The organism is Enterobacter sp. H2G27, assembly GCF_054403075.1.
Genome location: NZ_JBSVSI010000001.1, coordinates 223,480 through 238,139, shown reverse-complemented (window position 1 = coordinate 238,139; position 14,660 = coordinate 223,480). Strand labels below are relative to the sequence as shown.

At 54.4% G+C, this 14,660-nt stretch carries 13 protein-coding genes; 8 read left to right on the top strand and 5 right to left on the bottom strand.

Annotation, left to right across the window (positions count from 1 at the left end):
- Positions 1–135: 135 nt before the first annotated feature.
- The 4 genes from ppa (at position 136) to ACW9E7_RS01125 (ending at position 1,939) form a co-directional block, all read left to right on the top strand.
- The gene (gene ppa, locus ACW9E7_RS01140; protein ID WP_111965368.1) at positions 136–666 is read left to right on the top strand and encodes an inorganic diphosphatase; all 531 of its coding nucleotides are present in this window, start codon (positions 136–138) and stop codon (positions 664–666) included.
- Positions 667–888: 222 nt separating this feature from the next.
- Positions 889–1,104, top strand: a complete 216-nt coding sequence (locus ACW9E7_RS01135) for a hypothetical protein (RefSeq protein ID WP_023326565.1) — start codon at positions 889–891, stop codon at positions 1,102–1,104.
- 47 nt (positions 1,105–1,151) lie between these two features.
- Complete coding sequence (locus ACW9E7_RS01130) at positions 1,152–1,472, top strand: hypothetical protein (protein ID WP_224162589.1); 321 nt, start codon at positions 1,152–1,154, stop codon at positions 1,470–1,472.
- The gene (locus tag ACW9E7_RS01125; protein WP_458727108.1) at positions 1,469–1,939 is read left to right on the top strand and encodes a hypothetical protein; all 471 of its coding nucleotides are present in this window, start codon (positions 1,469–1,471) and stop codon (positions 1,937–1,939) included. Before ACW9E7_RS01130 ends, ACW9E7_RS01125 begins: the two co-directional genes overlap by 4 nt.
- A gap of 315 nt (positions 1,940–2,254) precedes the next feature.
- On the opposite strand, the gene ACW9E7_RS01120 is transcribed toward ACW9E7_RS01125, so the two are convergent.
- Genes ACW9E7_RS01120 through tamA form a run of 3 tightly spaced genes read right to left on the bottom strand, consistent with a single transcriptional unit; the run spans position 2,255 to position 8,108 of the window.
- Positions 2,255–2,599 (bottom strand): gamma-glutamylcyclotransferase family protein, encoded by a 345-nt coding sequence (locus tag ACW9E7_RS01120; protein ID WP_111965369.1) that lies wholly within the window; start codon positions 2,597–2,599, stop codon positions 2,255–2,257.
- 2 nt (positions 2,600–2,601) lie between these two features.
- Complete coding sequence (gene tamB, locus ACW9E7_RS01115) at positions 2,602–6,378, bottom strand: autotransporter assembly complex protein TamB (RefSeq protein ID WP_458727107.1); 3,777 nt, start codon at positions 6,376–6,378, stop codon at positions 2,602–2,604.
- Complete coding sequence (gene tamA / locus ACW9E7_RS01110; RefSeq protein ID WP_115876612.1) at positions 6,375–8,108, bottom strand: autotransporter assembly complex protein TamA; 1,734 nt, start codon at positions 8,106–8,108, stop codon at positions 6,375–6,377. The genes tamB and tamA overlap by 4 nt, the downstream gene beginning before the upstream one ends.
- Positions 8,109–8,331: 223 nt before the next feature.
- Between tamA and msrA the strand changes: the two genes are divergently transcribed.
- Both msrA and paeA read left to right on the top strand, forming a co-directional pair.
- Positions 8,332–8,973 carry a peptide-methionine (S)-S-oxide reductase MsrA gene (msrA, locus tag ACW9E7_RS01105; RefSeq protein ID WP_023310171.1) on the top strand — a complete coding sequence of 214 codons (642 nt, stop codon included), beginning with the start codon at positions 8,332–8,334 and terminating at the stop codon, positions 8,971–8,973.
- 253 nt (positions 8,974–9,226) lie between these two features.
- Positions 9,227–10,564, top strand: coding sequence for a polyamine export protein PaeA (paeA, locus tag ACW9E7_RS01100; protein ID WP_023310162.1), 1,338 nt, complete (start codon positions 9,227–9,229; stop codon positions 10,562–10,564).
- A gap of 71 nt (positions 10,565–10,635) precedes the next feature.
- Here the strand turns inward: paeA and ACW9E7_RS01095 are convergent, their stop codons facing one another.
- The gene (locus ACW9E7_RS01095; protein WP_008501430.1) at positions 10,636–10,842 is read right to left on the bottom strand and encodes a DUF1107 domain-containing protein; all 207 of its coding nucleotides are present in this window, start codon (positions 10,840–10,842) and stop codon (positions 10,636–10,638) included.
- A gap of 323 nt (positions 10,843–11,165) precedes the next feature.
- Here ACW9E7_RS01095 and ACW9E7_RS01090 point away from each other — a divergent pair, with 323 nt between their 5' ends.
- Entirely contained in the window at positions 11,166–11,723 is a 558-nt protein-coding gene (locus tag ACW9E7_RS01090; protein ID WP_023310161.1) for a YtfJ family protein, read from the top strand.
- Here the strand turns inward: ACW9E7_RS01090 and cysQ are convergent.
- The gene (gene cysQ / locus ACW9E7_RS01085) at positions 11,717–12,457 is read right to left on the bottom strand and encodes a 3'(2'),5'-bisphosphate nucleotidase CysQ (protein ID WP_111965373.1); all 741 of its coding nucleotides are present in this window, start codon (positions 12,455–12,457) and stop codon (positions 11,717–11,719) included. The two genes, ACW9E7_RS01090 and cysQ, sit on opposite strands and share 7 nt — an antisense overlap.
- Positions 12,458–12,647: 190 nt before the next feature.
- Between cysQ and ACW9E7_RS01080 the strand changes: the two genes are divergently transcribed.
- Complete coding sequence (locus ACW9E7_RS01080) at positions 12,648–14,591, top strand: bifunctional 2',3'-cyclic-nucleotide 2'-phosphodiesterase/3'-nucleotidase (protein WP_458727106.1); 1,944 nt, start codon at positions 12,648–12,650, stop codon at positions 14,589–14,591.
- Positions 14,592–14,660 lie beyond the last annotated feature (69 nt).

Below are 14,660 nucleotides of genomic sequence, written 5' to 3'. Positions count from 1 at the left end.
TGGATTTTTCTGTCATGGAATCGGTCTGAAAAGTGGGAAGAACGTGGAGAGAAGGCGAAAACAGGCGGAGACATTCAGCGCGAGTTGGCTATAATACCTGCCACTTGTTTACCATCCATTTTAAAGGACACCGACATGAGCTTACTCAACGTCCCAGCGGGTAAAGAACTGCCAGAAGACATCTACGTAGTTATCGAAATCCCGGCTAACGCAGATCCGATCAAATACGAAGTGGACAAAGAGAGCGGCGCCCTGTTCGTAGACCGTTTCATGTCTACCGCGATGTTCTATCCGTGCAACTACGGTTACATCAACCATACCCTGTCTCTGGACGGTGACCCGGTTGACGTGCTGGTCCCAACGCCGTACCCACTGGAGCCAGGCTCCGTCATTCGCTGCCGTCCAGTTGGCGTGCTGAAAATGACCGACGAATCCGGTGAAGATGCGAAGCTGGTTGCGGTACCGCACACCAAGCTGAGCAAAGAGTACGATCACATCAAAGATGTGAACGACCTGCCAGAGTTGCTGAAAGCGCAGATCACTCACTTCTTCGAGCACTACAAAGACCTCGAAAAAGGCAAGTGGGTTAAAGTTGACGGCTGGGACAACGCAGAAGCAGCGAAAGCGGAAATCATCTCCTCTTTCGAACGCGCTGCTAAGAAGTAATTCTTACCGCTGTTAATGAAGGCCCCGCGAGTCGGGGCTTTTTTATTTCCCTGGTTGAGAGTAGTACAAACTTAATTTTTAAGAATAATCCCATTACTTTTGTTTTGAATATTAAAAACAAAAATGACACCCTATCATTTATAGTGGGAGTGGTTGAATAGCCTGGCTGTTCACAACATACTGTCATGATGATCATTAATCCCCATTCAGTACAGGATTCATATGTCATCCATTAACATTGATGTTGCCCGCCCAACTGGAATTTATTTTATCATTGAACGGTTGTATTCCCGCGATGGTTTTATGCCTTCTATTGGGGAAATCAGCCCCTCTTTGACACAGGTGCACCGTACTGTCATTCAGCTAAAACGCAAGCAGGATATGTTTATGGATGGTGTTAAGGTTACCCCAAAGATATTACCCTTTGGCAACAGATAAAATATATTACGGGTTCAAAAGTAACGACCAAGGATACAGATGCGTTAGTGTATACGACCGATTTTATCGGCTCCCTTGTTGCCACCACGCCTTTAGGTAATATTGAGCATGAAAATATTCCTCGCTTCCTCACGACAGAGTCTATCCACTCCCTTCCACAGGCGGTGAGTTATGGGCGTGATCCCATCCCACAAGTCCTTCTTTATGGTCGTAAGGATATAGTCTTCTTTATGGATAATGGTGGTAAGGGTACACCAACCGCTATTGCAAAATATAACCACAATACTCGTGACCTTGCCATAATCAAAGATCAGCTTGAAGCCAGTAAAACGATGAAGGAGCTGCTATCTAAGGGAGCAAAATTATGAGTAAGAAAAGCCATGCCATGAGCCTATTCGTCCTTATTATTGCCTCCTTTGTCTTTGGCAGAAGTACTTATATTGAATATCTGTCATGGTACTATGGAAGCGATCATTTAATATTCAGTCAAATAAATAGCGCATTACTATCTGGTTTACTTAACGGACTTTACTTCGCGCTATCATCAAGCATTATTTATGCGTTACTCTCTCTATTAAAAACAATTCCCAGAAATATCTTCTTTTCTTGTCTTCTGCAATTCTTTATTAACATAGGGCTATATACGCTTTTTGTTGCAGTAGATAGAGGTTATAGTAAATTGCATACTTTAGGCTCGGGTGCTACTGATATCACCCACAGCTATTTTTTAGGGGCGTTGCTGATGAGCACACTCCTGACCGTCGCGATCGTGAGCGTTATACATGCTAAGTTTCTTTCTTCAAAGCATAAAGATGGGCTACATAAAGGCGTTTGACTGTTACGGTAAAGACAGTAAATGGCAGTATCTCTGCATCATGACATTCCAGCTTGCCTGGTTTTTGTTTTACTTATGGATCCCTTATCGAAGCGATTATGCGATTCTGCTGTTTTTACTGTTTTTCCTGCCCGTCATATCAAGCAATACGCGGTGCATAAACTACTATGGCCGTTCACGCGCCTTGTGTTTTTTATGGCTTATTGCCCCATACATCATGCTGTTTGTTCCTCTGTTTTTAACCCGACGCAGGGATACAGAAGAGAATTGAAAGTGCAAAAAAACAACGCCACCTCACGGTGGCGCTGTTTTTTTTCAGTACTGGTCTCTGTCTAACCAGTTACCGCTTACAATCCGCGTTAACCCTTCGACCGGACGCTGATAGACATACATCCACGCGCTTCCGTACGGCGTCTGGATCAACTGGCGTGCGTATTCACCGCCCCTGGTGCGCAAGGCATCAAGTTCGGCAAGTGTCGCGTTATCAATACGATAAACTTCACCCTGTACTGTTCCTTCGCCCGGAACCGCGCCTGGATAGTGGCCCAGGCTGTACAACTGGTAGTTCTCGATATCGTAATTCCCCAGTAGCTGGGCATTGGTCATCCAGTGACTGTTGCCTTGCCTGGTTCGTAAACTGCCGTAGACAAATATTCGCATTGCTAAAACTCAAACTGATAGAGCAGATCAAGTGCCTGGTCTACGCCGGACACTGCTTCCAGATATAGCTTAGGCATCAGGCGATAGCGTAACGTGAGTGTTGCCAGTGAGTCAAAGATCCCCACACCATATTTTACCTGCAGACCCGGCAGTACATAGCCGCTGACCACCACCTGCGAGGAGTCACCCACGCCCTGGGTGTCCAGCGCCAGATTGCTTACGCCGAACGTCTCGCCGATTTTACCCACAACCTGCCCACTTTGTGCAACCCCCAGACCCACTAACATCGAGGTCATCGCCGCGCTGTCGCTCTGACCGCTGTCCAGGCCTTGTCCACGCAGCAGATAAGAGAGGGCTTCCTGCTGCGACATCGCCGGGTCAGAGAAGATCTCCGCCTTCGGTTCGTCGGCGGAACCGGTAACGCGTACGCCAGCAATAACGTCGTTTTCCGTCGCTTCAGGGTTACGAATCGCTTCGATGTTCAACAGAGGCTGATCCGGTGGACCGGAGAACAGCAGCTCGCCTTTGCGCACAATCAGGTCCTGACCATAGGCGTGGAAACGCCCTTCAGGAATATTGATCTGCCCGTTCAGGCCAAGCCCTTGTTTATCCTGCGCCACCTTCAGGTCGCCCGTGAGCCTCGCCTTCAGCCCAAACGCATTCAACCGCACGTTATTCCCCACGTGCACGATAAGGTTACTATTGATCGGTATGCCCGCGCTCTTCTGTTCGACAGGTTTCAGATTTTCATTGAGCATAACTTCATCACTTGAGACGCCGACCGCGCTTTCCGGCACGTCGTGAACCACGATGCGCGCCCACGGCACGTCGACGCGTCCGTCAAGCGTGAAGAGGCTTGGCGTGGCTTCAAAGACCACATCAGGCGAGACGTCCAGGCGTACCATCGGCGGTACGGTGATGCGCACCTTGCTGCCTTTCGCGGCAATACGCGCGCGCCAGTTATCGAGCTGGCTCCAGTCCGCGTCACCGCTCAGGTTGATTTGCCCTTGCTGCGTCAGTACCGAGCCGCTCAGCGTCGAGCTCATGCCGTTGAAATTCATCGCGATCTGGCTGGGCTGCATGTCAAACGGCATAAAGTTGCCGTCAATATCCACGCCGCTAAGCCGCATCTGACCGAACAGCTGCGGGCTTTGCGCGTTGCCGGCCAGGCGCAGGTTAGCGTTCAGCATGCCCTCGGCTTTTTCCCCGCGGGCGAAAATCGGGTTCACCATCGCCAGGTTGAAGTTACGGATGTTGACGTTACCGCCCAGATTACGCCGTCCCTGCGGATCGGTAATCTGGACCTGCCCATCCAACTGGCCGTTGTTGGTCAGGCGGATTGTCCACCCCAGCTGTGCGCGATTGTTATGCAGATCGGCACTCAGGTTCAGAGTATCGAACGCTACCGGAAGGGGCGCGTTGTTGACCTCCTGCGTCACCTTCACGTTACGCCCGGACAGCGTGACGCTGCCCTGCGGCAGCCCCTCTTTGGTGGTGTCCCAGGCGACATCGGCTTTTCCGCTGAAGACGCCGCTCGCCTGTGTTGTATCCGGCATAAACGGCTTCAGCATCGCCAGATCGAAGCGGTTGAGGTTGATCTGCGCCCGCCCTTCCGCGCCCGCATCGATGGTCTGCGGCACGCACAGTTCCGCATTCGGGTTGGTCCAGCAGTGCGGCCCAATGCTGATCTTCTGCTCGGCGTTGCGGTAGTCCAGGGCGATGGAGCGCGAGAGCGCCAGCGGCCCGACCGGCGTATTGAAACGGGTGTTATCCAGCGTACCTTTCCAGCGCTCCTCTTTGCGGTCGAAGCTGCCGGTCAGGTGAAGCTGGCCGGAGACCGGCTCGCCCTGCACGCGCAGCTGGAGATCGTGCTGCTTCTCGTTCCCTTTCGCGTCCAGGGTGACAAGGCTAATGTTCACGTCCGGCTGAGAAATGCGCTCCACGCGCAGGTTCAGGTTACCGCCAATCTGATCGGTGGATTTCACATCCCCTTCCACGCGGACGCGGGCAACGCTCAGCTCCTGCCAGCGCAGGTTATTGGCGGTGATATCCGCCAGCAGCTGCGGCGCGTCTACCGTGCCGCGAACCTTCACGAGTCCTTTTGCCGTGCCGCCAAGCCCCGGCAGGGCGTTATCCAGATTCGGCGCGTCGATGGTGGCGTCCAGATTGAGATCTTTCACCCCCAGCTCGCCTTTGATATCCGCCGTGTTGCGGCCCAGCGCTACGTGCAGCCCCGGGATAACCCACTGCAGATAGCTGTTGCCTTTCACCGAGCCTTCAACGTTCACCTTGTTCTGCTTCACGTTCCCGGTGAGCTTAATTTCCGGCACGTCCATCTGCCACGTGCCGCCGTACAGGCTGCCGCGGGTTTTGATCAGGCCATCCAGCTTCGACGGCCAGTCCGGCACCTCTTTGGCGGTATTAATGCCCGTCAGCTTCAGCTCGCCGCGCCAGCTGATCGCCTGCTGCCAGTCGAGCAGAGCGGTCAGCTCGGTTTTACCTTCCAGCGCCGCGACGGTCAGCTTGTCGAGGTTGACCTGCTGTTCGTTGCCCTTCGCATCCAGGATGATGTTCGCGGGCGGCACGCCCTGCCCCTTCACCGCGGTGCGGAACGAAAGCGTGTAGTCGGTCATCTTGCCGCTCAGCTTCAGCTTCAGGTCATCGGCCTGGAACTGTTTTTCGCGGGTGAACGGCCAGGAAAGCTGCTTGCTGACCACCTCAAGATTGAGCGGCAGCCCGGCTTCCGCCAGCTGGGTTTGCGCGCGCAGGACCATGTCCACCGGGCCGGAGAGATTCACCCCGACATCGAGCTTGTCGCGCAGCGCCCCGCCCACTTTAACCTTCACCTTTTCGCCTTTCAGCGGATCGATGTTGAGGGCACTGTTCAGCGTAATATCTACCGGCCAGTTATCGCGCAGCAGGGCATTCCCTGACGCATTCACCGAGCCCTGGTTGGTGTCGATATCCAGCGCGTCGAGCTTCATGTTGCCGTCAATGCTGCTGACCTTCAGCAGCATGGTGTAGACCGTCAGATCGGTATCGCCGGTCAGGCGCAGCTGCTCGCCTTTGAACTCCTCAATGTTGAGGTTCAGCGGCAGGTGAACGTCGGTCATTTCCGGCAGGACAGGCTTCGAGAAGAGATCTTTCAGCGTTTCGCCCAGCGGCTTCTCTTCCGGCTGCGGGTTCTGAATTTTCGGCTCGACGATCTCTTCCTGCGCCACGTCGGCCACCTTCGGCAGCGCGATCAGCAAGCCCTGCAACGACGTGGGCGTCAGGGTCAGGTTTTTCTCCTGCCAGCGCAGGCCGGAGGTGAAATCCATCACGGACACGGTGGTGTCGTCGATTTTGATATTGACGTTATCGAGCGCCACCCGATAGAGCGCGATCGGGTAAGGCGTGGAGAGATTCAGCGGGCCGCTGTCCTCTTCCTCGACCGGCGCAGACTTCGGCATTTTTTTCGAATCTATCGCCACGTTGACGTCTTTAAGCGACAGGTCGTTGACGCAGAGCCTACTGTCACGCAGACAGCCCAGCTTCACCGCGAGATGGAACTCCCCGGCGTTCACCGCCACGCCCGGCTGCTCGTAGCGGATATTCTTCAGACGCAGATCGCGCCAGCCACCCGTCACCTGACCAATCTCCAGCCCCGGCACCCAGCGGTTCGCGGCGTTAAACAGCAAATGCAGCCCGGTCGTCGTTCCTACCAGAAACGCCACCGTACCGAGCAGCAGCACGATAAAAATCAGCACCCCGAGGCTTATTTTCTTCCATAAACTCATAATTCAGGCCCCAGACCGATGTAAAACTGTAATCCGTGTTCATCTTTGTCGCCGACAGGCACGGCGAAGTCGAGCTTGATGGGTCCGACGGGTGACTGCCAGCGTACGCCCACGCCCGCGCCGGTTTTAAAGTCGCTGCGGCGGATATCGTTCACCGCTTCACCGCCGTCAACAAACATGGCGCCCCACCACTTTCCGCTGACGTTGTACTGATACTCCAGCGATCCCGTCGCCAGTTTTGACGCACCGGTTAGCTGGCCCTTTTCGTTCTCAGGTGAGATCGATTTGTACTTATACCCACGAATGCTGCGGTCGCCCCCGGCGAAGAAGCGCAGATCCGGCGGAACGCGCTCGAAGTCTCCCGTTTCAATCCAGCCGAGATTGCCGCGCATCACAAAGCGGTGTTTGTCATACAGCGTGCGGATCCAGACGTTTTGCGCCTGCAGGACGGAGAAGTCCACGTCGGAGCCCCAGGCGGAGTTGGAATAATCGATCGAGTAGCGCTGTGAGTCGCCCCAGGTCGGCATCAGCCCCCCGCGCGAGCGGGTTCGGCTGATCATGACGCCCGGATAAAGCAGCATGGTGGTATTGGTGACGTTGGCCTGGGTAAAGTGGTCCAGGCTCCAGCGCAGGTTAATGGCGCGCTGCCAGCCGCTGGAGAGATCCCAGAAGCGGGAGACCGCAAGCGTCGTGGAGTCCTGCTTGGTGTCGTTTAAATCGGTGCGCTTAAAACCGCCCTGCAGAAGGTAATATTGCTCAAGCGGATTTTTCAGCAGCGGCATTTTGTAGCTGAAATCCAGCTGCTGCTCGGGCGCAGAGAGGCTCAGGCTGGTGGTCAGGCTGTGACCGTACGAGTTCATCCACGGTTTTTTCCACGAGGTTTTCACGCGTGGCCCAACATCCGTCGAGTAGCCAACACCGGTCTCAATGGTGTTCTCGGTGCGCGGCGAGACAACGCCATGCAGCGGCAACACCTTGGTTTTGCGAGACTTATCAAATTCCGGTGCGACAACTACGGAGTTAAACCAGCCGGTAGCGGAGAGGCGTCGGTTCAGCTCTCCGAGATCGCTCGACTGGTAGTAATCCCCTTTTTTGAACGGCACGAGGTTTTGCAGGTACTCTTCGCGAATTTGCGAACCTTCAAACGTCACGTCGCCAAAGCGGTAGCGCTCTCCACTGTCGTAGTCGATATCCCAGAAGGCCTGACGTCTCTCCAGCGCAATGCCCAGCTGGCTTTTATTGAACTGGCTGTCAAAGTAGCCCTTACGCAGGGAAACATTCGTCAGCTCTTTTTTGAAATGGTCGTAGTCACCGTGGTTAAGTACGGTACCGATTTTCGGCCGCGTGCTGAGCAGGTCCAGATAATCCCGGTCGGTACGCGCCCCGCCGCGCAGGATGACGTTCGTACCGCCAATCAGTACCGGCTCACCCGGCGAAACGCGGGCAATAAGGACCTGGCGCCCCTTCTTTGGCGGCGGACGGAGGTCAAAATCAATGGTGGGTTCGTAATACCCCAGCGCTTTCAGCCCTTCACGGATCGCATCATCTACGCGCGCGCGAAAACGCCGGTCCGGCGTCACCTCATCACTCTGGATGGTCGACAACTGCGCACGCACGTTTTTTTGTAGCGCCCCGGATAACCCCTCAACCTGCAAACGGACATTCGCCGCGCTGGCAATCCCGCTTGTCAGCAACACACTGACTAAACATAACTGGCGGATTTTTGTCACGTTTTCTCCTGAATATCCCTGTTTCCACCCTGGAAGCAAATGAAGTGCCGCTCCGCGGCAAAATACGGCCTGTGGCCAAAAACCCGAATCGCGGGTTGAAAATGGGTGTAACACCCAAATATTTCTTATGATTAAATCTAGACTGATTCAGCGCATTTATTGTGTTCAATTAAACGCTTCGTGACAACCTTAACTGAAACATCGCACCCCGGGAGGCCCCATCGTGAGTTTATTCGACAAAAAGCATCTGGTTTCACAAGCTGATGCATTACCGGGACGCAACACCCCTATGCCTGTGGCGACCTTACACGCCGTCAATAACCACTCCATGACCAACGTGCCGGAGGGAATGGAAATCGCCCTGTTCGCCATGGGCTGTTTCTGGGGCGTTGAGCGCCTCTTCTGGCAACTCCCCGGCGTTTACAGCACGGCGGCTGGCTACACGGGCGGTTACACGCCGAATCCTACCTATCGCGAAGTCTGCTCCGGCGAAACCGGGCATGCGGAAGCGGTGCGCGTGGTCTATGACCCTGCGGTAATCAGCTACGAGCAGCTGCTGCAGGTCTTCTGGGAGAACCACGACCCGGCGCAGGGCATGCGTCAGGGCAACGACCACGGCACACAGTATCGCTCGGCCATTTATCCGCTCACGCCGGAGCAGGATGCCGCCGCGCGCGCCAGCCTTGAGCGTTTCCAGCAGGCCATGCGTGAAGCGGGCGACACGCGCGAGGTGACGACGGAAATCACAACCGCGAAACCATTCTACTATGCGGAAGACGATCACCAGCAGTATCTGCATAAAAACCCGTACGGCTACTGCGGTATCGGGGGCATCGGCGTCTGCCTGCCGCCACAGCTGGCCTGATTTCCGTTCCAGCGCCACGCGAGCAGCGTGGCGCACACGGCAGCGACAGCGTTGTCTCATAACATAGCCACCACGCGTGGCCGCCCCCTCCGGCTATCTTCGTCAAAATGTGACCTCTGGCAGATTTACATCTCTTTACGCTATACTACCCGCTGAAATAATCGGCTCAACGCTACGAGCTGACGTTCAATGTGTTTTCACACAAATGGTATCAACTTCCCTTCCGAGGATCTGGCGAGAAGCCGGATAAACTATGTTAAACAGTATTTTAGTAATACTTTGTCTGATTGCCGTCAGCGCATTTTTCTCGATATCTGAGATCTCGCTGGCCGCGTCCCGTAAAATCAAACTGAAGCTGCTTGCCGATGAAGGCAACATCAATGCCACCCGCATCCTGAAAATGCAGGAAAACCCTGGCATGTTCTTCACCGTGGTGCAGATTGGCCTCAATGCGGTCGCCATACTCGGCGGTATCGTGGGTGATGCGGCGTTTTCTCCGGCGTTTTACAGCCTGTTTGTTAAGTACATGTCCGTTGAACTGGCCGAACAGCTCAGCTTTATCCTCTCCTTCTCGCTGGTAACCGGCCTGTTCATCCTCTTTGCAGACCTGACCCCGAAACGCATCGGTATGATTGCGCCAGAAGCTGTGGCTTTGCGTATCATCAACCCGATGCGCTTCTGTCTGTACGTGTTTCGTCCACTGGTGTGGTTCTTCAACGGCCTGGCGAACGTGATTTTCCGCATCTTTAAGCTGCCTATGGTGCGTAAAGACGACATCACGTCTGACGACATCTATGCGGTAGTGGAAGCCGGCGCGCTGGCCGGGGTGCTGCGCAAGCAGGAACACGAGCTGATTGAGAACGTGTTCGAACTGGAATCCCGTACCGTACCGTCTTCCATGACGGGCCGTGAAAGCATTATCTGGTTCGATTTACATGAAGATGAGCAGAGCCTGAAGAACAAAGTGGCGCAGCATCCACACTCTAAGTTCCTTGTCTGTAATGAAGATATCGACCACATCATCGGTTACGTCGACTCCAAAGACCTGCTGAACCGCGTACTGGCAAACCAGAGCCTGGCGCTCAACAGCGGCGTGCAGATCCGCAACACCCTGATTGTGCCGGACACTCTGACGCTCTCAGAAGCGCTGGAAAGTTTCAAAACCGCCGGGGAAGACTTCGCGGTTATCATGAACGAATACGCCCTGGTGGTGGGTATTATCACCCTGAACGACGTGATGACCACGCTGATGGGCGACCTGGTTGGCCAGGGGCTGGAAGAGCAGATTGTTCAGCGTGACGATAATTCATGGCTGATTGATGGCGGCACGCCGATTGAAGACGTGATGCGCGTGCTGGATATCGACGAGTTCCCGCAGTCCGGTAACTACGAGACCATCGGCGGCTTTATGATGTTTATGCTGCGTAAAATCCCGAAACGTACCGACTCGGTGAAGTTCTCCGGCTACAAGTTTGAGGTGGTGGATATTGATAACTACCGCATCGACCAGCTGCTGGTGACGCGCATCGACAACAAACCGACCGTACTGGTTCCGAAGCTGCCGGATGCGGAAGAGAAGGTATCGGCGTAAGGTTCCAGCCTCCACAAACATCAACGGCTCCCATTGGGAGCCGTTTTTTTAACTACTGCGTAGCACGTTGGTTAAGCCATCTCAGTTTGCAGACGCATAACCTGACGGTTGACTTCGGACATCACAGACAGGTGCTGTTTGTCCTTCACTTTTGGGACAAGGATCTTGCCCTTATCAAACTCAAAAGCGCCAACATCCTTGATATACAACCGTCCACGGAACAGGATCTTCACGTACTTCGCCACCTGAAGCGGGTTGTAGCGTTGGAAAATTTTCATTCTTGTATCTCCTGCGAATCATACGCTCTTGCGGTGCCACAATCGGCCCGACTGTCCTGAGCGCAAATTTTAATGCCCAATGACTATAGACCAGAACTACGGTGTTACCCAGTGTGCATAAGTTTATTTACCGTTTGATTACAATTATTCAGAATAATCTTTGCAAAGCGTGACCGGGCGCAGTATAAGCCGTCGTTTTTTCATGGATATGTGCGTTCACCCGCAAACTGGCATCGGGATTGCGGGAAAACCACATTGATCGCACTTATGATTAAAGCGTAAGACCAAGTGGTCGGATCACCTGCAAACAATAAGGAAACGCCATGACCCTACGTAATATCCTTGCAGCAGCCTGCCTGCTGCTGCCTCTGTGGGCTTCCGCTCACAACATTGAAAAAGGACAACGTGTACCGCCAGTCGGCATTGCTGACCGGGGAGAATTGATTCTCGACAATGATAAGTTTAGCTACAAACCCTGGAATAGCGCGCAGCTCGCGGGCAAAGTGAGAGTTGTACAACATATTGCCGGTCGTACATCCGCAAAAGAGAAAAATGCCAACCTGGTGGAAGCGATCAAGGCCGCGAAATTCCCGCACGACCGCTACCAGACGACCACTATTGTTAATACCGATGACGCCATTCCGGGCTCCGGGATGTTTGTGCGCTCAAGCCTTGAGAGCAATAAAAAGCTCTATCCGTGGTCGCAGTTTATCGTCGACAGCAACGGCGTAACCCGTAAGGCCTGGCAGCTGGAGGAAGAAAGCTCAGCGATTATTGTGTTGGATAAGGAAGGTCGCGTGCAGTGGGCGAAAGACGGCGCGTTAACCCAGGAAGAGGTGCAGCAGGTTGTCGACCTGCTGCATAAGCTGCTGGCTCAATAAATAGAGACGCGGAAGCCGGGGTTAAGGAAGGATTCGCGCGGGGTGTAGTCCAGCGGTTTGCCCTGCCAGTCATGAACATGCGCCCCGGCGGCCGCAGCAACGGCATGCCCGGCGGCGGTATCCCAGATATTGGTTGGCCCAAAGCGAGGATACAGCTGCGCATGGCCTTCCGCCACCAGGCAGAATTTCAGCGACGAGCCGATCGAGGTGGTCTGGTGTTCACCCAGCTGCTGCAGGTACTCCTGCAGTTCGCTGTCGCTGTGCGAGCGGCTAATTACCACCAGCGGCGGACGCGCATCGCGCACCTGGATCTGCTTGCGCACGCCGCACTCTTCCTTCCACGCCTTCCCTTCTGCGGCGCTGTACATCACCTTCATTACCGGCGCGTAAACCACACCCAGCACCGCTTTCCCTTTCTCAATCAGGGCGATATTGACGGTGAATTCACCGTTGCGCTTGATGAACTCTTTTGTCCCGTCCAGCGGATCGACCAGCCAGTAGCGCTGCCAGTGCTGGCGCTCGTCCCAGCTTTGCGGCGCTTCTTCTGACAGGACGGGGATGTCCGGCGTTAAGGCCTGTAACCCTTTGAGGATCACCTTATGCGCGGCAATATCCGCCGCCGTGACCGGAGAATCGTCGGCTTTGCTGACAACCTCCATAGGTTTAATACCGTCATACACCTGCATGATGGCATCTCCCGCATCCCGTGCGAGCTGACAAATTTTTTCTAGCATTTTCCACCTCTTTGTTAACACAGTGAGGTTAACTCTTTGTTTTAGTTATATCGTAATGTGAACAATTCCGCTATCTGTGAAGCAATTCCGGTTTCAGGTTACTTTTTTCTGTCAGGATTCACATTTCTGTAAGCAACAAGCTATAGATACATACTCTTTTGTGGTCTGCATCGAAAAAAGGACTCCTCTGATGATTAAGTTTAGTGCAACGCTTCTGGCGACGCTGATTGCAGCGAGCGTGCAGGCGGCGACGGTAGATCTGCGTATTCTGGAAACGACCGATCTGCACAGCAACATGATGGACTTCGATTACTACAAAGATACCCCGACGGAAAAATTCGGACTGGTACGCACGGCGAGTTTGATCGATGCCGCACGCGGCGAAGTGAATAACAGCGTGCTGGTCGACAATGGCGATCTCATTCAGGGCAGCCCGCTTGGGGACTACATGGCGACCAGGGGGTTGAAAAAAGGCGAGATCCATCCTGTTTATAAAGCGATGAACACCCTGGATTACACCGTCGGCAACCTCGGCAACCACGAATTCAACTACGGTTTGAAATACCTTCATGATGCCCTGGCCGGCGCGAAATTCCCGTACGTTAACGCCAATATCATCGACGTTAAAACGCAAAAGCCGCTCTTTACCCCATACCTGATTAAAAATACCGAGGTTGTCGATCGGGACGGGAAAAAACAAACGCTCAAAATCGGCTATATCGGTTTTGTCCCGCCGCAGATCATGACGTGGGATAAGGCCAACCTCGACGGTAAGGTGACCGTCAACGACATCACCGAAACCGCGCGTAAATACGCGCCGGAAATGCGCAAAAAAGGCGCCGATCTGGTGGTCGTTGTCGCCCACTCGGGTCTCTCTGCCGATCCGTATCAGGCCATGGCAGAAAACTCCGTTTACTATCTGAGTGAAGTCCCTGGCGTCGACGCGATCCTGTTCGGCCATGCCCACGCGGTCTTCCCGGGTAAAGATTTCGTCAGCATCAAAGGGGCTGACATTGAGAAAGGGACGCTCAACGGCGTGCCGTCGGTGATGCCAGGTATGTGGGGCGACCATCTTGGCGTAGTGGATCTGGTGCTGAATAACGACGGTGGCAGCTGGAAGGTGACGCAGTCAAAAGCCGAAGCGCGCCCAATCTACGACGCTGCAGCGAAAAAATCTCTGGCGGCTGAAGATAAAAAACTGGTCAACGTGCTGAAGCACGATCACGACGCCACGCGCGAATTCGTCAGCAAGCCGATCGGCAAATCCGCCGATAACATGTACAGCTTCCTCGCGCTAGTGCAGGACGACCCGACCGTTCAGGTCGTCAACATGGCGCAGAAAGCCTATGCCGAACACTTTGTGCAGGGCGATCCGGATCTGGCAAAACTGCCGGTCCTGTCAGCCGCTGCGCCATTCAAAGTGGGCGGGCGTAAGAATGACCCGGCCAGCTATGTTGAAGTCGAAAAGGGCCAGCTGACCTTCCGTAACGCCGCCGACCTCTATCTCTACCCGAACACGCTGGTGGTGGTTAAAGCCACCGGGAAAGAGGTAAAAGAGTGGCTGGAGTGTTCTGCCGGACAGTTTAACCAGATTGACCCGCACAGCAGTAAGCCGCAGTCGCTGATTAACTGGGACGGCTTCCGTACCTATAACTTCGACGTGATCGACGGCGTTAACTACCAGATTGACGTCACCCAGCCGGCGAAATATGACGGCGAGTGCCAGGCGGTTAACCCGCAGGCGGAGCGCATCAAAAACCTGACCTTCAACGGCAAGGCGATCGACCCGAATGCCACCTTCCTGGTGGCGACCAATAACTACCGTGCCTACGGCGGTAAGTTTGCCGGTACGGGAGATAGCCATATCGCCTTTGCCTCGCCGGACGAGAACCGCTCGGTGCTTGCGGCGTGGATCAGCGCGGAGTCGAAGAAGGCGGGCGAAATTCATCCTGCGGTGGATAACAACTGGCGTCTGGCACCGATCCACAGCGATACGAAACTGGATATTCGCTTTGAAACGTCGCCATCCGACAAGGCAGCCACGTTTATCAAGGAGAAGGCGCAGTATCCAATGAAACAGGTCGCGACGGATGATATTGGGTTCGCGATTTATCAGGTGGATTTAAGCAAGTAGCGGCGATTGTGCCGGGTGGCGCTTCGCTTACCCGGCCTACGGGATGAAAGAGTACGGGTAGGCCGGGTA